Source organism: uncultured Senegalimassilia sp., from assembly GCF_934636665.1.
Lineage (GTDB): Bacteria > Actinomycetota > Coriobacteriia > Coriobacteriales > Eggerthellaceae > Senegalimassilia.
The window spans coordinates 1-17026 of the sequence record NZ_CAKUAT010000017.1; the positions used below are offsets into that span (position 1 = coordinate 1).

Annotated in this window: 15 protein-coding genes; 12 read left to right on the forward strand and 3 right to left on the reverse strand. The window is 64.6% G+C overall.

Translation table 11 applies throughout. The features are described 5' to 3' along the window. Window positions 1-98: 98 nt before the first annotated feature. The 3 genes from Q0G75_RS07500 to Q0G75_RS07510 all read right to left on the reverse strand — a co-directional run bounded on the left by Q0G75_RS07500 (window position 99) and on the right by Q0G75_RS07510 (window position 3389). Window positions 99-698, reverse strand: coding sequence for a sugar transferase (locus Q0G75_RS07500; RefSeq protein WP_294416323.1), 600 nt, complete (start codon window positions 696-698; stop codon window positions 99-101). Beyond that, window positions 698-1981, reverse strand: a complete 1284-nt coding sequence (locus Q0G75_RS07505; RefSeq protein WP_294416324.1) for a DegT/DnrJ/EryC1/StrS family aminotransferase — start codon at window positions 1979-1981, stop codon at window positions 698-700. Before Q0G75_RS07505 ends, Q0G75_RS07500 begins: the two co-directional genes overlap by 1 nt. 94 nt (window positions 1982-2075) lie before the next feature. After that, window positions 2076-3389: a glycosyltransferase family 4 protein gene (locus tag Q0G75_RS07510; protein WP_294416326.1), complete on the reverse strand. Its 1314-nt coding sequence runs from the start codon at window positions 3387-3389 to the stop codon at window positions 2076-2078. Between the two features lie 216 nt (window positions 3390-3605). Between Q0G75_RS07510 and Q0G75_RS07515 the strand changes: the two genes are divergently transcribed. From Q0G75_RS07515 to rsfS, 12 genes are all read left to right on the forward strand, one after another. Next, window positions 3606-4388, forward strand: coding sequence for an ATP-binding cassette domain-containing protein (locus Q0G75_RS07515; RefSeq protein ID WP_294416327.1), 783 nt, complete (start codon window positions 3606-3608; stop codon window positions 4386-4388). After that, window positions 4389-5072 carry a methionine ABC transporter permease gene (locus Q0G75_RS07520; protein WP_294416330.1) on the forward strand — a complete coding sequence of 228 codons (684 nt, stop codon included), beginning with the start codon at window positions 4389-4391 and terminating at the stop codon, window positions 5070-5072. It abuts the gene before it with no gap. 264 nt (window positions 5073-5336) lie between these two features. Continuing rightward, window positions 5337-6680: a glutamine synthetase family protein gene (locus Q0G75_RS07525; protein ID WP_294416332.1), complete on the forward strand. Its 1344-nt coding sequence runs from the start codon at window positions 5337-5339 to the stop codon at window positions 6678-6680. A gap of 37 nt (window positions 6681-6717) precedes the next feature. After that, window positions 6718-7389, forward strand: a complete 672-nt coding sequence (locus Q0G75_RS07530; protein WP_042433833.1) for a winged helix family transcriptional regulator — start codon at window positions 6718-6720, stop codon at window positions 7387-7389. A gap of 99 nt (window positions 7390-7488) precedes the next feature. Further along, window positions 7489-10119, forward strand: a complete 2631-nt coding sequence (gene polA, locus Q0G75_RS07535) for a DNA polymerase I (RefSeq protein WP_294416334.1) — start codon at window positions 7489-7491, stop codon at window positions 10117-10119. Between the two features lie 223 nt (window positions 10120-10342). Then, window positions 10343-10648, forward strand: a complete 306-nt coding sequence (rplU, locus tag Q0G75_RS07540; protein ID WP_118350051.1) for a 50S ribosomal protein L21 — start codon at window positions 10343-10345, stop codon at window positions 10646-10648. Between the two features lie 18 nt (window positions 10649-10666). Further along, window positions 10667-10918, forward strand: coding sequence for a 50S ribosomal protein L27 (rpmA, locus tag Q0G75_RS07545; protein WP_042433844.1), 252 nt, complete (start codon window positions 10667-10669; stop codon window positions 10916-10918). Window positions 10919-11038: 120 nt separating this feature from the next. After that, on the forward strand, window positions 11039-12433 hold the full coding sequence (gene obgE / locus Q0G75_RS07550) for a GTPase ObgE (RefSeq protein ID WP_294416336.1): 1395 nt from the start codon (window positions 11039-11041) through the stop codon (window positions 12431-12433). After that, window positions 12433-13575, forward strand: coding sequence for a glutamate 5-kinase (gene proB / locus Q0G75_RS07555; protein WP_294416338.1), 1143 nt, complete (start codon window positions 12433-12435; stop codon window positions 13573-13575). Before obgE ends, proB begins: the two co-directional genes overlap by 1 nt. A gap of 48 nt (window positions 13576-13623) precedes the next feature. After that, on the forward strand, window positions 13624-14931 hold the full coding sequence (locus Q0G75_RS07560; RefSeq protein WP_294416339.1) for a glutamate-5-semialdehyde dehydrogenase: 1308 nt from the start codon (window positions 13624-13626) through the stop codon (window positions 14929-14931). A gap of 1 nt (window position 14932) precedes the next feature. Continuing rightward, window positions 14933-16330 (forward strand): nicotinate-nucleotide adenylyltransferase, encoded by a 1398-nt coding sequence (nadD, locus tag Q0G75_RS09395; RefSeq protein ID WP_365910956.1) that lies wholly within the window; start codon window positions 14933-14935, stop codon window positions 16328-16330. Then, window positions 16327-16812: a ribosome silencing factor gene (gene rsfS / locus Q0G75_RS07575; RefSeq protein WP_294416341.1), complete on the forward strand. Its 486-nt coding sequence runs from the start codon at window positions 16327-16329 to the stop codon at window positions 16810-16812. Before nadD ends, rsfS begins: the two co-directional genes overlap by 4 nt. The last annotated feature ends 214 nt before the right edge of the window (window positions 16813-17026 follow it).

Sequence of the window (17026 nt, forward strand, 5' to 3'; positions counted from 1 at the left end):
CGTCTTTAGGCGCGCGCCGGCCTTCCATGGGTTATACCCTAAGAGCAAACCACCCGCTATGCGGGTGGTCCTGATTGGCGGTGTATTTTGGCGGCGCGTTACGACTCGTCGTCCTCCACGTAGATGCCTTCCTGCCCGAGCACCGTGGCGAACGTGCGGAAGAACACCTTCGCATCCAGCAGGAAGCTTACGTGCTTGACGTAATACACGTCCAGCGACAGGCGCTGCTTCCAGGGCAGGGAATTGCGGCCGTATACGGCGGCGTAGCCGGTGATGCCCGGCTTCACCGACAGCTTCAGGCCCTCCTCGCCCTCGTAGAGCTCGGTTTCGCGGCGTAGGTCGGGGCGGGGGCCCACCACCGACATATCGCCGAGCAGCACGTTGAAGAACTGCGGCATCTCATCCAAGCTGGTCTTGCGCATGAAGGCGCCGATCTTGGTCATGCGGGGGTCGTCGGCGCCGTTATAGGTGCTGCCGTCCTCCATGATCAGGTCGGGGGCGTTCACGCGCATGCTGCGCAGCTTGTACATCTTGAAATCGACGCCGTCCTTGCCCACGCGAGGCGCGTTGTAAAACACCGGGCCGCCGTCTTCCAGTTTGATAAGAGGCGCCAGCACCGCGATGATGAGCAGCACGAACGGCAGCGCGATCAGCCCGATGACGATGTCCCAGATACGTTTCCCGAAGCGTACGTACATCAGCGCGCACCCTCCGCCTTCGCCTGCAAGATGGCATAGTGCAGGCAACGGCACACCTCGTCGATGTCCGCATCGGTCAGCTTCGTGTGCAGCGGCAAGGTGATCTCGTTCTCGAACTGGGCGAGCGCATGAGGGAAGTCGGCGATATCGAACCCCAGGTTGCGATACGCCGTGAGCAGCGGCAGGGGCTTGTAGTGCACGTTGGTGGCGATGCCGTCCTCGGCCATCAGCTCGATGACGCGGTCGCGCAGCTGACGCCCGCAGCCGTTCAGGCGCACGAGCATCAAATGCCCGCTCGAGGATTCCTGGCACACATCGGCGCGCGCGGCGGCATCGTCGGCGTCGCAGGCGTCGGAGCCGTCGGCGGCGCGATAGTGCTGCAGGATGGATACGTCAAGGTCGGCAAGGTTTCGCGTATAGCGCGCGACCATCTGACGGCGTCGTGCGAGCATGCCCGGGTAGCGGCGCAGCTGCGCCAGGCCCAAGCCCGCCTGCAGGTCGGTCATGTTGCACTTCCAGCCGGGGAAGGCGATGTCGTATTCCCAAGCGCCGGCCTTGGTCTTGGCAAGCGCGTCTTTGGACTGGCCATGCAGCGACATGAGCATGAAATCGCGATACAGCTCATCGGAGTCGAACAGGCCCTCGCGCCAGGTGACGGCGCCGCCCTCGGCCGTGGTGAAGTTCTTCACCGCATGGAAGCTGAACGTGGTAAGGTCGGCAACCTGGCCTGCGCGCTTGCCATGGCGCACGCTGCCAAGGGCATGCGCCCCATCGGTGACCACGGCGATGCGGCCGATGGCTTCCTGGCGCGCATTCGCAGACTCAAAAGCGCCGCCGAAGGCGTCGATAGCGGCGAACAGCGCATCGTAATCGCACATGACGCCGCCCAGATCGACGGGGATGATGGCCTTCGTGCGCGGCGTGATGAGCTTCTCCAGTTGCGCGTAATCCATTTCGTAGCTGTCGGGCGCCACATCGCACAGCACGGGCGTCGCACCCACGTGGCAGATGGGCGAGCAGCTGGCGGTGTAGGTGTAGGCGCTCGTGATCACCTCGTCGCCGGGGCCGATGCCTAGCGCGCGCAAGGCGCACTCGAGCGCCGCTGTGGCAGATCCCAGGCAGGCTACGCGCGGCGTGCCCAAAAAAGCGGCCAGCTCGCGCTCGAGCTGCTTGGTCTTCGGGCCCGTGGTGATCCATCCGTTCCTCAGCGCGTCGGCCACCTCGGCGATCTCGGCCTCGGTGATATCGGGCGGGGAAAACGGTATGCGGATCTGTTCGGACATGGTATCTCCTTAGCTATCCAGCTCAAGCGCTGATGCGTGAACGCATGCTCGCGCAAGGCGGCGTACCTTTCGATGATGACGCAAACTGCGGCGCTTATATCAGATTGCGCAGCAAATTCACGATGGCGAGATACGAGGTTCGCTGGTCGAACTCCCGCTCGGCCACGGCGCGCCCGCGCGCTCCCATGATCTTGCGCAGCGACGGGGTGCGCGCCAACTCCTCGAGCACATCGGCGAGCGCCTCGGGGTTTTCGGCTTCCACGTTCAGGCCGAAGCCGTCGGTGGTCACCTTGTTGCGGAACTCCGGCGAAGAGCCGGTGTTGATCATGGGCTTGCCGGAGGCAAGGTAGTCGCCGATCTTCGTGACGATGCTCTGCACCGCGCTTTTCACCAGGGAGTTCACGGTGATGTCGCTTGCGCGAAGCCATGCCGCCATGCTGCCATGGTCCTGATAGCCCAAAAACTCCACGGGGGCGTTTTCCTGCCGGGCAAGCTCCTCCAAGCGTTGGCGGTCGGGGCCGTCTCCTAGGATCTTCACCTTCACGGGAGGGAAGGGGCGATGTTGCTTGGCGGTTCCCGCGGCGGTTGTGCGCGCGGTATGGGCCGCGCGACGCTTCTCGAGCAACGCCGCCGCCTTTATGAGGGTTGCCAGGTCGTAGCTGGCGCCGAGCGTGCCGGCATAGACGGCCCACAGCTCGCCCTCGGGTTTCACGACGTCGGCCATATGCTCGCGGGCGCCCTCGTCGAACGCCGCAAGGTCGTTGCCCACGTACACCGTGGCGTGGGGGTAGGGCGCCGTGCGGTCCTTCGCCGGGCGCGCCGTGTACTCCTCCGAGGTTCCCACGGCGCCGGAGAGCAACTGGTAGACGCGTTTCGCATCGCGGGAGAACGGGTAGAACGCCACATCGCTGATCACGGGGATGTTAATCACCATGCGCATGGCCTCGGGCCACAGGTCGTTGATGTCGGCGACGTAGGGGATGTCGTGCTCGGAAGCGTATTCCGCGCATACGCGCGCCACGTCGTTGGGCGGGATCTCGGAGTAGATGAGCGAGTAACGGCCCGCGGTGCGCTCGAAATGATCGCGCAGGTTCTTCGCCGCCACGTGGTGGCTGCGGATGCGCTGCAGGTCCAAGTTGCGCGTATAGCCCGGCTCGTCGATGAACACCACGTTGTAAGGAAGGCCCTGATAGCAGGTCTTCGAGGTGTCGCGCTGGGCCTTTTCCCAGTGCTGGAACGACGAGGTGATCAGGTCCACGTCGAAGCCCTGCTCGACGAGCATCTCGGACAGGACGCGGAAACGCGTGTAGCCGCGCGTCTCGTCGCCGAGCTTGACGCCCATGGTGACCACGGCGATGCGGCGGCGTTGGCGCGCTTGAGCGCGCTGTGTGTAGGTTTGCGTATTCATGTCAGCAAGTATACCAAGCCGGCGCCTTGCCGAGCCCGGCGAACAGCGAACCCCCACGAGCCCCGTAGGATTCGCGCGCTGATGGGGGCTTCCCGGCAAACGCCATCCTTGTGCGTGGCTTGAGCTTCGCCTATTATTAGAAGTTGCGCAATCGTGCGCGCAAATAGGGCTCTTGGCGCCCGTTGCGTCGTATCCAACCAAGTGATCGGGAAACGTATGATCCAATTGCAGCACGTGTGCAAGACGTATGGCGAAGGCGAAAACGCCCATCATGCGCTGCGCAACGTGAACCTTACCATCAACGATGGCGACGTGTTCGGCATCATCGGCGCCTCGGGCGCCGGTAAATCCACGCTCGTCCGCTGCCTGAACTTGCTCGAACGCCCCACCGAGGGCGCCATCCTCTACGACGGCCGCGATATCACGGGGCTGTCCGGTCGCGCGCTGCTCGAGCTGCGCAGCCAGGTGGGCATGATCTTCCAGAACTTCAGCCTGTTCCAGCAGCGCACCGTCTTGCGCAACGTCACCTTCCCGCTCGAGCTTCGCGGCGAGAAGGGCGAGACCGCCCGCAAGCGTGCCATGGAGCTGCTCGAGCTGGTGGGCCTGGCCGACCTTGCCGAGCGCTATCCCAGCCAGCTTTCAGGCGGTCAGCAGCAGCGCGTGGCCATCGCCCGCGCGCTGGCCAATAACCCCAAGGTCATGCTCTGCGACGAGGCAACCAGCGCCCTTGACACGCGCACCACCGCCTCCATCCTGCAGCTTTTGCAAGACATCAACCGCGAGCTGGGCGTCACGCTCGTGGTCATCACCCACTCGCTGCCCGTTGCCTGCAAGATCTGCAACCGCGTGGCCGTCATCGACCACGGCCGCATCGTGGAGGAGGGCGCCACGGCCGCCGTGTTCGGCAATCCGCAAAGCCCCGTCACCCGCGAGCTTCTGGCCAACGACGACCTGGTCGTGGCTACCGGGCGCGATGAGGCGAAAGGCCAGGAGGGCTAAATGGACTACATCAGCAACTTCATCTCGCAGTATGGCGCCCTGTTCGCCCAGGGCACGGTGGACACGCTCGTCATGACCCTTGCGTCCACGCTGTTCGCCTACCTCATCGGCGTGCCGCTCGGCGTGCTTTTGGTCATCACGGCCAAAGATGGTCTGAAGCCCCAGCGCGCCCTTAACACGGTGCTCGGCTGGATCGTCAACATCGGCCGCTCCATCCCGTTCATCATCCTGCTCGTGGCTATCATCCCATTCACGCGCCTGGTGGTGGGCACGTCGCTGGGCGTTCCCGGCGCCATCGTGCCGCTTACCGTGGCCGCCATCCCGTTCGTGGGCCGCATGGTCGAGCAGAGCTTGGCCGAGGTCGATGGCGGCTTGGTCGAGGCCGCGCAAAGCTTCGGCGCCAACACCTGGCAGATCGTGTGCAAGGTCATGCTGCGCGAAAGCCTGCCCAGCCTGGTGCGCGGCGCTTCCATCACCGTCATCACCTTGTTCGGCTATACCGCCATGGCCGGCGCGGTGGGCGCAGGCGGCATCGGCGATATCGCCATCCGCTATGGCTACCAGCGCTACCTGGGCGATGTCATGATCGCCTCCATCTTGCTGTGCATCGTGCTCGTGCAGGTGTTCCAGTCCATCGGCGACCTGGTCGCGCGACTGGTGGACAAGCGCGTTCGCAGGTCGTAGGAGCCTGCGCTCCGGTGGGCGCTGTGTGCGCCTTCGCCGGGCGCAGCGCGTCAGCACATAGGTTCAACAGCTTTCGGGCCGCCTTTCGGGGCGGCCCTTCGCGTATGCGCATGCCGGCTTTCGATGGGAAGCCTTGGGTTCGATTTGCTTTCGCAATGCCTCGGGCGCGTAACGCGTTTGCAACATGCGCTGATATAATCTCCCTCTAGAAGATGTTTGGACCCGCGCCGCCGCATGGCCTGGCGCGTGAAGGAGGAACCGTTCATGGCTTCCAACCCGGAGCAGGATTTCGTTCTGAAAACCATTAAAAGCCGCGATGTGCACTTCGTGCGATTCTGGTTCACCGATGTGCTCGGCAGCATGAAGTCGTTCGCCGTCATCCCCAGCGAGCTTGAAGACGCCTTCGCCGACGGCATGGGCTTCGACGGCAGCTGCATCGAGGGCTTCTGCCGTACCGAGGAATCCGATATGCTGGCGTTCCCCGACGCCTCCACGTTCCAGGTGCTTCCCTGGCGCCCGGAGAGCAACGCCGTCGCCCGTATGTTCTGCGGTATCCGCACGCCCGACGGCAAGCCCTTCGAAGGCGACCCGCGCCATGTGCTGGCGCGCGTGGTGGGCAAGGCCCAGGACATGGGGTACGTGTTCAACGTCGGCCCCGAGGTTGAGTTCTATTACTTCAAGGACGCCGAGGGCACCGAGCTTTTGGATCGCGGCGGCTATTTCGACTTGACCAGTTTGGATTACGCCAGCGACCTGCGACGCGATACCGTGCTCACGTTGGAGAAGATGGGCATCCCCGTCGAGTACAGCCATCACGAGAACGGTCCTTCCCAGCACGAGATCGACCTTCGCTTCACCGACGCTCTCTCCATGGCTGATGCGGTCATGACCTACAAGCTGGTGGTGAAGGAGATCGCCATGAAGCACGGCGTGTACGCCTCCTTCATGCCCAAGCCCCTCACCGATGCCCCGGGCAGCGGCATGCACGTGCACATGAGCCTGTTCGATTTCGACGGCGGCAACGTGTTCTTCGATCCCGAGGATCCGCAGGGTTATCATCTGTCGGCAACGGCGAAAAGCTTCCTTGCGGGCATCTTGAAGTACGCGCCCGAGTTCGCCTTGATCACCAATCCTTGCGTCAATTCCTATAAGCGCCTGCTTGCCGGTGGCGAGGCCCCCATCTACCTGTCGTGGGCCCGCGCCAACCGCTCCACGCTCGTGCGCGTGCCCGGCTATCGCCCCAATCGCGAGATGGCGTGCCGCCTGGAGCTGCGAAGCCCCGACCCCAGCGCCAATCCTTACCTCACCTTCGCGGTCATGCTGGCGGCGGGCCTGGCCGGCATCGAGGAGGGCCTTGAGCCCCCGGCGCCCGTCGAGGACCGCGACCTGTTCACCCAGTCGCGCCAAGAGCTGCGCCGTCAAGGGTTCCGCACGCTTCCCGAAAGCCTGGGCCAGGCCGTCGAGCTGTTCAGGGGCTCGAAGCTCATGCGCGAAACGCTGGGCGATCACATCTGCGATTACCTGGTGGAAGCCAAGCAGGCCGAGTGGGACGAGTACCAGTCCAACGTGTCAACCTGGGAGCTTGACCGCTACCTGGCGGTTCTGTAACGGTGCGCGGGACGACACGTAAGGAGGTGTGCTCAGAATGAGGAAAACGGTCATATTCATCGCCGACAGCCTTGATAACGCCCACAAGTTCCAGCAGGTGCTCTCGGGCCTGGATGTCGATGTTGCGGCGGGGTCTTCGGTGCAGTTCAAGAAGCTGCTGTCCCAGCATCCTTCCTACGACCTGGTCATCTACGAGGCGCGCGCCGACGCCCTGGCAACCTTGTCTCAGGTGGAATCGGTGCTGCTCGAGGACGGCTCGGCCTCGCTTTTGGTCATCGTCAACGAGGCGCAGCTTCCCGAGTTCCGCCTTCCCGTGCAGGTGAAAAGCGATTTCGTGGTGCACGGCGCCGGCAGCGAGGAGTGTGCCGCCCGCATCCGCCAGCTTCTGTGGCCGGGCAACGAGAGCACCTCGACCGATTTCGTGACGGTGGACAACATGACCATCAACCTGGCCACGTACCAGGTGACGGTGGGCGGGGAGCCGCTTGACTTCACGTACCTCGAATATGCGCTGCTGGCGTTTTTGGTCACGCATCCGGGCCGCACCTACAGCCGCGATGCGCTGCTGCGCCGCGTGTGGGGCTTCGATTACTACGGCGGCAGCCGCACCGTCGACGTGCACGTCAGGCGCGTCCGCGCCAAACTCGGTCCCGAGCTCTCGCAGCATCTGGAGACGGTGCGCGGCGTCGGCTACCTTTGGAGCGCGTAGCGAAGCGGGCAAACGGTGCTTCTATGATGCGGTTGGCGCCGCTTTCCTTTCGCCGCTTATATAATGGTGGGAAAGCGCAACCAACCTGAAGGAAGCCCTATGCCTGAGAAGAAAGTGGCCGTCATCGACGGCAACTCGTTGATGCACCGCGCCTTCCACGCGGTGCCGCCGACCATGAACGCCCCGGACGGCACGCCCACCAATGCGGTGTTCGGCTTCATAGCCATGCTGCTCAAGTTCATCGACATCTCCAATCCCGACGCCATCGTGTGCGCTTTCGATGCCGGGCGCCCGAAATTCCGCACCGAGGCGCTCGAGCAATACAAAGCCCAGCGCCCTCCCATGGACCCGGGCCTGAAGGCGCAGTTCCCCATCATCGAGGAGCTCCTCGAGTCCATGAGCATCCCCGTGGTGCGCGTGACGGGCTGGGAAGGCGACGATATCCTGGGAACCGTGGCGGCCCGCGACGAGGCGCTGGGCTATCGCACGCTGCTGGTCTCGGGCGATAAGGATGTCTACCAGCTGTGCTCCGAGCTCACGCACGTGGTCACCACGCGCAAGGGCATCACCGACGTGGCCATCTACGGCCCCGGCGAGGTGCGCGAGCGTTACGGCGTGGAGCCGTCGCAGTTCCCCGATTTTCTGGGACTGAAGGGCGACAGCTCCGACAACATCCCCGGCGTGCCGGGCGTGGGCGACAAAACCGCGGCGAAGCTGCTGGGCGCCTATGGCAGCCTTGAGGGCATCTACGAGCATATCGACGAGCTGCGCGGCAAGCAGAAGGAGCGCATGGAGGAAAACCGCGAGGCGGCGTTCACCAGCCGCAAGGTTGCCACCATCGTGCGCGACCTGGATTTCCCCTTGGACCTTGAGGGGGCGGCGTTCCCGGCGTTCAGCGCGCAGGCCGTTACCGAGGCGTTCTCGAAGTATCGTTTCAATTCGCATCTGACGCGTGTGCTCAAGCTGGTGGGCGAGGCCCCTCAGCGCGAATCCGCGGCTATCGAGGTGGGGCAGGTTCTGCACGGCGAAGAGGCCGAGAAGCTTGTGGACGCGGTTCTGGAATCGGGTGAGCAGGTGGGAGTGGCCATCGTGGATCCCGAGCAGGAGTCGCTGTTCGGCGGCGGGTCCGTTGTGGCCGTGTCCGCTTCGCAGGGCTGCGCCGTGTTTGCCGATGATGCCGCCTTCGCCCAGCTTGCGCGCTTGATCTCCGGCGGCAACTTCGCCGCGCTCGACGTGAAGGAGGCCCTGCATCGCGTCTATCCCGCCGATAACGCCCTTCCCACGCTGGTCGACGATGCGCAGCTCATGTCCATGCGCGCTTTCGACCTGGGGCTTGCCGGATACGTTTTGAACTCGTCGGTGTCCGAGTATACCTACGACGTGCTGCTCGATACCTATATGGGCGGCGTGCTGCCCGAGGCGAAAACCGAGGAGCAGCGTGCCTGCGCGCAGGCCGCCGCGACACGCGCGCTGGTGGGCCCGCTTACCCGCGCCCTTAAAGACGAGGGCTCCGAGCGCGCTTATTTCGACATCGACTTGCCGCTCGTGGCGGTGCTTGCCATCATGGAGCGCACGGGCGCTGCCATCGACGTCGAGCGCCTTGCGCAGCTGGGCGCATCCACGGGGGAGCAGATCGAGGGCCTGCGCGCGCAAATCTACGAGCTTGCCGGCCAGGAGTTCAACGTGGATTCCCCCAAGCAGCTCGGCCATATCCTGTTCGAGGTGCTCGGTCTGCCCGCGCGCAAGAAGACCCAGCGCGGCTATTCCACCGACGCCAAGGTGCTCAAGGACCTTGCCGAGGTCCACGAGCTGCCCGCGCTTGTGCTGCGCTATCGCGAGCTGGCGAAGATCAAGTCCACCTACATCGACGCCCTGCCGCGCATGCGCGCAGGCGACGGGCGCGTGCACTCCAGCTTCAACGAGACCGTCACCACCACCGGGCGCCTGTCCTCTTCGGACCCCAACCTGCAGAACATCCCCGTGCGCACGCAGTTCGGGCGCCACATCCGCGAGTGCTTCATCCCGCTCGAACCGGGCTGCAAGTTCCTTTCGGCGGACTACTCGCAGATCGAGCTGCGCCTGCTTGCGCACCTCTCCGGCGACGAGGCCCTTGTCCAGGCGTTCACCAGCGGCGCCGACTTCCACGCCTCCACGGCATCCCGCGTGTTCGACGTGCCCATCGACCAGGTCACGCCTGAGCAGCGCAGCCGCGCCAAGGCGGTGAACTTCGGCATCGTCTACGGCCAGCAGGCGTTCGGGCTGGCGCAAAGCCTGGGGATCCCCATCGCCGAGGCCAAGGGCATGATCGACCGCTACTTCGAGGTGCACCCCGGCGTGCGCGCCTATCTCGACGAAACGGTCGAGCAGGCCCGCGCCAAAGGCTATGCGGAAACCATGTTCGGGAGAAAGCGCCATATCCCCGAGCTGCACGCCGCCAACGGCAACACGCGCGGCTTCGGCGAGCGCACCGCCATGAACCACCCTATGCAGGGCAGCGCCGCCGACATCATCAAGCTCGCCATGCGCCAGGTGCAGCAGCGTCTCATGGAGGAGGGCTTCAAGGCCCGTCTGCTCGTGCAGGTGCACGACGAGCTGGACTTCAGCGTACCCGATGGGGAAGTGGAGGCGCTCTCGGCCATGGTTCGCGACGTTATGGAACACGTGGTGGAGCTCAAGGTGCCCCTGCTCGCGGATATCTCGGCTGCCGATACCTGGGCTGAAGCGCACTAGCTTGTGGGTATTTCGTGGAGCGCGGCGACAATGCGGAAAAAGCCGGCAACGCCGCCGCGTGTGTCCACAACATCTGGTATCATATCGAATGTTGTGCCCGAGGAGGCGCAGCGGAAATAAGTGCGATGATACGCGGAGACTGTGCATTCGATCACTTCGTTGACTTGCTACGGTCGCGCTGCTAAGCTATCGCCTTGCGTTTATTTCGAAAGTAGGAGAAAACATGTACGCAATCGTGAAAACGGGCGGCAAGCAGTACAAGGTTGCCGTCGGGGACAAGCTCAACATCGAGAAGCTGGACGCCGAGGTCGGCGCCACCGTCGAGCTTCCGGTCATCTGCTTCGTCGACGGTTCCACCGTCGAGGCCGATCCGGCCAAGGCAGCTGCCAAGAAGGTCACCGCTGAGGTCGTCGAGCAGTTCAAGGGCCCCAAGCAGCTGGTGTTCAAGTTCAAGAAGCGCAAGAACTACAAGAAGCTGCGCGGCCATCGCCAGCAGCTCACGCGCGTTGAAATCAAGTCCATCGCTTAATTGTAAGGAGGGAATGAAATGGCACATAAGAAAGGTCTCGGTTCTACCCGTAACGGCCGCGATTCCCACGCAAAACGACTGGGCGTGAAGATGTTCGCCGGCCAGCAGATCAAGACGGGCCAGATCATCGTCCGTCAGCGCGGCACCAAGTTCCATCCCGGCGACAACGTCGGCCGTGGCAAGGACGACACGCTGTTCGCTCTGTGCGACGGCACGCTGGAGTTCACGCGCGGCGTGAAGCGTCGCGTGCATGTCCGCCCCCAGGCGTAGCACAAGCCGCACGCGTGTGCGTGGCATCTATGCATTCGCGAAGCCCCCTGCCTTGCAGGGGGCTTTTTTCGTATACAATCAGGCGATACACGCAATCCTAAAACCGATGGAGGTCACATCGTGTTCATTGATAAAGTCCGAATCCACGTTAAGGGCGGCGACGGCGGCGCCGGCTGCATGTCGTTTCGCCGTGAGGCCCATGTGCCCAAGGGCGGTCCCGACGGCGGCGACGGCGGCCATGGCGGCAACGTGGTGCTTGAAGCCGATGCCAGCGTGTCCTCGCTGATCGACTACCGTTTCAAGCATCACTTCAAGGCCGAGCGCGGCACGCACGGCAAGGGCAGCCGTATGCACGGCGCCACGGGCGACGACTTGGTGCTCAAGGTGCCGGTGGGCACCGTGGTGCACGAGTACTTCGAGGAATCGAAGGAAACCGGCGAGCTTATGGCCGATCTCACCCACGACGGCGAGCGCATCACCGTGGCCGACGGCGGCATGGGCGGCCGCGGCAACATCCACTTCGTCACCTCCACGCGCCGCGCGCCGGCGTTCGCCGAGTTGGGCGAGCCTGCGCAGGAGCGCTGGATCGAGCTTGAGATGAAGCTCATGGCCGACGCGGCGCTTGTGGGCATGCCCTCTGCCGGCAAAAGCTCGCTCATTTCGAAGATCTCGGCGGCCCGCCCGAAGATCGCCGATTACCCGTTCACCACGCTTGTTCCCAACCTGGGCGTGGCGCGTTCGGGTGACTTGAGCTTCGTCGTGGCCGACATCCCCGGTCTCATCGAGGGCGCGCACGAAGGGCGCGGCCTGGGCCACGAGTTCCTTCGCCATATCGAGCGCACCGCGCTCATCGTGCATGTGGTCGACCTCACGGGCGACTGGGAGGGCCGCGACCCGCTCGATGACTACAAGATCATCAACAACGAGCTGGCGCTTTATGCCGACGAGCTGGCTGCGCGCCCGCGCATCGTGGTGGCCAACAAGATCGACGTCACGGGCGCCGAAGAGGCGCTTGAGCGCCTGAAGGCGCAGGTCAAGGCTGATTCCATTGCCGCTGCCGGCGGCAACGAGTTCGCGCCGAGCCCCATCGACCCGAAGGTGTACTGCATCAGCGCGCTCACCGGCGAGGGCGTGGACAGCCTGAAGGCCGCCATCGCCAACCAGGTCCACGAGCTTCGCGAGCAGGCTCGCCAGGCCGAGGCGTCCGACGTGCAGTACGAGCACGTGTGGGAGCTCAAGCGCGAGGCTCGCGACAAGCGCTTCACCGTGCGCAAGCTCTCCGAGGGCGTGTTCCGCGTGGTGGGCACCCAGGTCGAGCGCATGGTGGTGCAGTGCGATTGGGAAAACGAGGAGGCAGTGGTGTTTTTGCAGCACCGCCTCAAGCGCGTGGGCGTCGAAGAGGCGCTCGAGAAGGCGGGCGCCGTCGATGGCGACGAGATCCGCATTTGCGGTCGCGCCTTCGAGTTTGAGTCCACCAGGACGGCCGCCGATCTGTTCGAGGAGCTTGATATCTAATGGAGCAGCTGGATGCTAGGGAAGGCGCCGCACGGCGCCTGGTCATAAAAATCGGGTCTTCGACGCTTACCACGTCGGAGAGCAGCATCGATTACGAGTACCTGGCGGCGCTTGCCGACCAGATCGCGAAGGTGCGCGCCGCCGGTTGGCAGCCCGTCATCGTCACGTCGGCCGCCATCGCGTGCGGCCTTGAGGCCCTGGGCATCCAGAAGCGCCCCAGCGACATGCCAAGCTTGCAGGCCGCGGCGTCGGTGGGGCAGTCGGCTTTGGCCACGGCGTATGCCGAGGTGTTCGCGCGCCACGGCATCGTCACCTCCACGGTATTGCTGACCCGTCGCGACACCGCCGACCGCCACGCGTACCTGCACGCCCGCAACACGCTTCTGCGCTTGCTGGAGCTGGGCGTGGTGCCCATCATCAACGAGAACGACACCGTCGCCGTCGAGCAGATCAAGTTCGGCGACAACGACACGCTCGCCGCGCTTGCCGCGTGCCTCATCGACGCCGACCTCATGGTCATCCTGTCGGATATCGACGGCCTCTACGACGGCAATCCGAACACCAACCCCGACGCCAAGCTCATCCCGCACGTGGAAAGCATCGGGCCCGAGATCTTGGCGGTCGCCGGCGGTGCGGGCTCCACCGTGGGTTCGGGCGGCATGATCACCAAGATCAAGGCCGCGCGCGTGCTCATGGTGGCCGGCATCCCCATGATCATCTGCTATGGCCGCCAGTCCCACGTGGTCGAGGACGCTGCGGCGGGCAAGCCCGTCGGCACGCGCTTCTCGGCGCTGAACAAGCCCCACGAGATCACGCCCCGCAAGCTGTGGATCGCCCTTGGCGATTCGGCGCGCGGCGCGGTGGTGGTCGACGAGGGCGCGAAATCGGCGCTTATCGAGCATGGCAAATCCCTGCTCTGCGTGGGCGTCGCTAGCGTGGAGGGTCGCTTCGAGGCCGGCGACATCGTCGACATCAAAGACCTCGCGGGCCATCTGTTCGCCCGCGGCCGTGCGGCGTTCTCCGCCGATGAGGTGGAGCTTGCCTGCGGCAAAACGCGCGAGGCGCTCGAGCGCAACCGCTTGCTCGCCGCGCTGACCCAGCGTCCGTTGGTGCATCGCGATGAGCTGGTGGTCTTCGAATAGGGGCGTGCGCCCCATGCTTTGGATATACGACAGAATGTGAGTCCGATCATGCTGGAACAGGAAGTGCTGGCGGTCGCGCAGGCCGCCAAGGATGCGAGCCCGGCGCTTGCGCAGGCGACCGTGCAGGAGCGCAACGCCGCATTGACCGCCATGGCCCGGGCGCTGCGCGAGCAATCTGGGGCCATCGTGGCCGCCAACGCCCAGGATATGGACGCTGCGCGTCAGGCGGGCACGAAGGAAAGCCTGCTCGATCGCCTGATGCTCGACGAGGGGCGCGTTGCGGCCATGGCCGATGCGCTCGAGGACCTGGTGGCGCTTCCCGACCCGCTCGACCGCGTGTTCGATTCGCGCACGCTCGATAGCGGCATCCGGCTTTCGCGCGTGGCCGTCCCGCTCGGCGTGGTGGCCGTGGTCTACGAGGCGCGCCCCAACGTCACGGCCGATGCCGCGGGCATCTGCCTGAAATCGGGCAACGCCTGCGTGCTGCGCGGCGGTTCCATGGCCGCCAAGTCCTGCGCGGCCATCGCGCACGTGCTCCACGATGCCGCCGTTTCGGCCGGCATGCCCGCCGGCTGCATCGGTATCATCGAGTCCACCGACCGCGCCGCGGCCGACGTGCTCATGGGCCTGCGCGGCGTGGTCGACGTGCTCGTGCCGCGCGGCGGCGCGGGCCTGATCGCCCATTGCGTCGATTGCGCGAAGGTCCCCGTTATCGAAACAGGCACGGGCAACTGCCACGTGTACGTGCATTCCACGGCAGATCTCGATATGGCGCGAAACATCGTCGTCAACGCGAAATGCCGCCGCTACGGCGTCTGCAACACCTGCGAGACGCTGCTCGTCGACCAGGCCGTGGCCGAGCGGTTCCTGCCCGAGCTGTTCGGCATGCTCGCCGACAAGGGCGTGCGCATCCACGGCGATGAGCTTGCGTGCAAGGCCGCCCTTGCCGCCGGTGAAAAGCGGTTACCGACCGATGCCGCGCTGCAGGTCGAGCGCGCCTCCGAGCAGGATTGGGAAACGGAGTACCTTTCGCCCGATCTGGCCGTGCGCTGCGTCAGCGGCCCCGAGCAGGCTATCGACCATATCAACCGCTACGGCACGATGCACTCCGAGGCCATCGTCGCCGATTCGCAGCTTCCCGAAGGCGCGACCGCCATCGAGCGGTTCGTCAACGAAGTGGATGCGGCCGCGGTGTACGTGAACGCCTCCACCGCGTTCACCGACGGCGGCATGTTCGGCCTGGGCGCGGAAATCGGCATCTCCACGCAGAAGCTGCACGTGCGCGGCCCCTTCGCGCTCGAGGGCCTGACCTCGTACAAGTACGTGCTGCGCGGCTCGGGGCAGGTGCGCGCCTAGGATGGGCATTACGCAAGCCAGCGTCGATGCCGGGTGCGCGCAAGCGGCGGCTGCGCCCGTGGTCTGCGAGCGTTTCGACGATCTTGGGGCCGACGGCCGCCCGGTGCGCCTCGGCATCATGGGCGGCACGTTCGACCCCATCCACATCGGACATCTGGCCTGCGCCGAGCAGGCGCGCGAGGCGTTCGGTCTGGATGCGGTGGTGTTCATCCCCGCGGGGAAGCCGGCGTTCAAGCTCAAGCGCGACGTCACGCCCGCCGAACAGCGCTTCGAGATGTGCCGCCTGGCGGTGCGGGGCAACCCCGCCTTCGATGTCAGCCGCATCGAGATCGACCGCCCGGGCGTCACCTACACGGCCGATACGCTGCGCCAGCTTCGTGAACATTATCCGGGAAACGTGGCGCTGTTCTTCATCACGGGCGCGGATGCGGTATGCTCCATCTTGAAGTGGCGCGAAAGCGCCGCCATCGCCAGCATGGCGGAGTTGATCGCCGCAACGCGGCCGGGGTACGCCCTTTCCGAGGAAACCCGGCTCACCATAGAGCGGTCGGGCAACTTCCGTATCCACATGCTGGAGGCAACGGGGCTGGCCGTGTCGTCAAGCTATCTGCGCGCCCGCGTGCAAGCGGGCAAATCCATTCGTTATTTGACGGTGCAGCGGGTGCTCGACTATATTGCCGCCCATGGGCTCTATGGTTGGAAGCGGAACAGGGAAGCGGTGTGCGAAGTGAGCGAAGTCGAACCAGATCAAGGCGTGCAGCTGCCGCAAGGAGCGGTCGATGTGCTCGGCGATGCGTTTTACCAGGCCCGACGTGATGACCTTGCGCAACGCGTGGGGCATAAGCGCTTCGAGCATTCCCTGGGGGTCTCCGAGACGGCGGCGCGCATGGCGCGGGTCTACGGACAGGATGAGCGTCTGGCCCGTCTGGCGGGTCTTTTGCATGACTGGGACAAGGGCTACGACAACGAGGGCATCCGCGCCCGCGCGGTCGAGCTCGGCATCGCCGACCAGCTGGCAAGCTATCTGGACATGCCCCATCTGCTGCACGGTCCCACCGCCGCGGCGGCGCTTGCCAGGAAATTCCCCGAGCTTCCGGCGCCGTTGCTGCAGGCCATCCGCCTGCACACCACCGGGGCCGTAGGCATGTCGCCGCTCGACCTTATCGTGTACGTGGCCGACGTCATCGAGCCCGGGCGCTATTGCGCGGGCGTCGACAAGCTGCGCGATATGGTGGGGAAGGTGGAGCTTGAGGAGCTGTTCATGGCAACGCTTGTCTATGTGGTGGGAAACCTCATCGAGCGTCGCAAGCTCATCCATCCCGATACCGTGACCGTTTGGAATTATTACGCGGCACGCGCACGTGAGCGCGCCGCAAACGATGCGAAAGGAAGCAAGTGAACGAGGCAGTGGACAACAACGCCCCTATCAACCAGGGCGTGGACATGTACGGACGCCAGAAGCCCGACCTTCTCAGCCCGCGCGAGTGCGCCATCATCGCCGCACAGGCCGCTAACGAGAAGAAGGCCACCGATATCATGGTGCAGCAGGTCGGCGACCTGATCGGCGTCACCGAGTACTTCGTCATCTGCACGGCGTCGAACAACCGTCAGGTCGATGCCGTGGTCGACGAGATCGAGGAGCAATGCCGTCTGCGCGGCGGCGCGAAGCCCTATCACATCGAGGGCACGGCCGACGGCACGTGGTCGCTGCTGGATTACGGCAGCTTCATTGTGCACGTGTTCCAGCCCGAAACGCGCGATTACTATCGCCTGGAGTCGCTGTGGAACGACGCGCCCCTGGTCGACTTGGAAGAGGAGGCCGGCTTGACCGACCTGACCTATTCCGAGCGCATCGCCAAGCTGATCGGCCGCGAAGCGTAGCGCTCCGTCGCCCCTAACCGTTCAAGGCGCCGCTGGTGCCGTTCGCAGATGCCCGCATGCTGCAAGGCGTGCGGGCATCGCTGCATCCGGGTTTCGAATCTGTTGTGAGTTCGTTTTGGTATACCCACAATATATAGACCGTGAAAACCCGTAGTTCGCGAAAACATACGAAGTCACCTTGTCTTATCGAATTACCGACTCTTGTCAGTATCAA

Excerpts from the sequence above, each read along its gene's own strand:
- Q0G75_RS07525 (WP_294416332.1), top strand. The coding sequence starts at position 5,337 with ATGGCTTCCAACCCGGAGCAGGATTTCGTTCTGAAAACCATTAAAAGC.
- Q0G75_RS07505 (WP_294416324.1), bottom strand. The coding sequence starts at position 1,981 with ATGTCCGAACAGATCCGCATACCGTTTTCCCCGCCCGATATCACCGAG.
- Q0G75_RS07530 (WP_042433833.1), top strand. The coding sequence starts at position 6,718 with ATGAGGAAAACGGTCATATTCATCGCCGACAGCCTTGATAACGCCCAC.
- Q0G75_RS07515 (WP_294416327.1), top strand. The coding sequence starts at position 3,606 with ATGATCCAATTGCAGCACGTGTGCAAGACGTATGGCGAAGGCGAAAAC.
- Q0G75_RS07520 (WP_294416330.1), top strand. The coding sequence starts at position 4,389 with ATGGACTACATCAGCAACTTCATCTCGCAGTATGGCGCCCTGTTCGCC.
- proB (WP_294416338.1), top strand. The coding sequence starts at position 12,433 with ATGGAGCAGCTGGATGCTAGGGAAGGCGCCGCACGGCGCCTGGTCATA.
- nadD (WP_365910956.1), top strand. The coding sequence starts at position 14,933 with ATGGGCATTACGCAAGCCAGCGTCGATGCCGGGTGCGCGCAAGCGGCG.
- Q0G75_RS07510 (WP_294416326.1), bottom strand. The coding sequence starts at position 3,389 with ATGAATACGCAAACCTACACACAGCGCGCTCAAGCGCGCCAACGCCGC.
- Q0G75_RS07500 (WP_294416323.1), bottom strand. The coding sequence starts at position 698 with ATGTACGTACGCTTCGGGAAACGTATCTGGGACATCGTCATCGGGCTG.
- rpmA (WP_042433844.1), top strand. The coding sequence starts at position 10,667 with ATGGCACATAAGAAAGGTCTCGGTTCTACCCGTAACGGCCGCGATTCC.
- Q0G75_RS07560 (WP_294416339.1), top strand. The coding sequence starts at position 13,624 with ATGCTGGAACAGGAAGTGCTGGCGGTCGCGCAGGCCGCCAAGGATGCG.
- polA (WP_294416334.1), top strand. The coding sequence starts at position 7,489 with ATGCCTGAGAAGAAAGTGGCCGTCATCGACGGCAACTCGTTGATGCAC.
- rplU (WP_118350051.1), top strand. The coding sequence starts at position 10,343 with ATGTACGCAATCGTGAAAACGGGCGGCAAGCAGTACAAGGTTGCCGTC.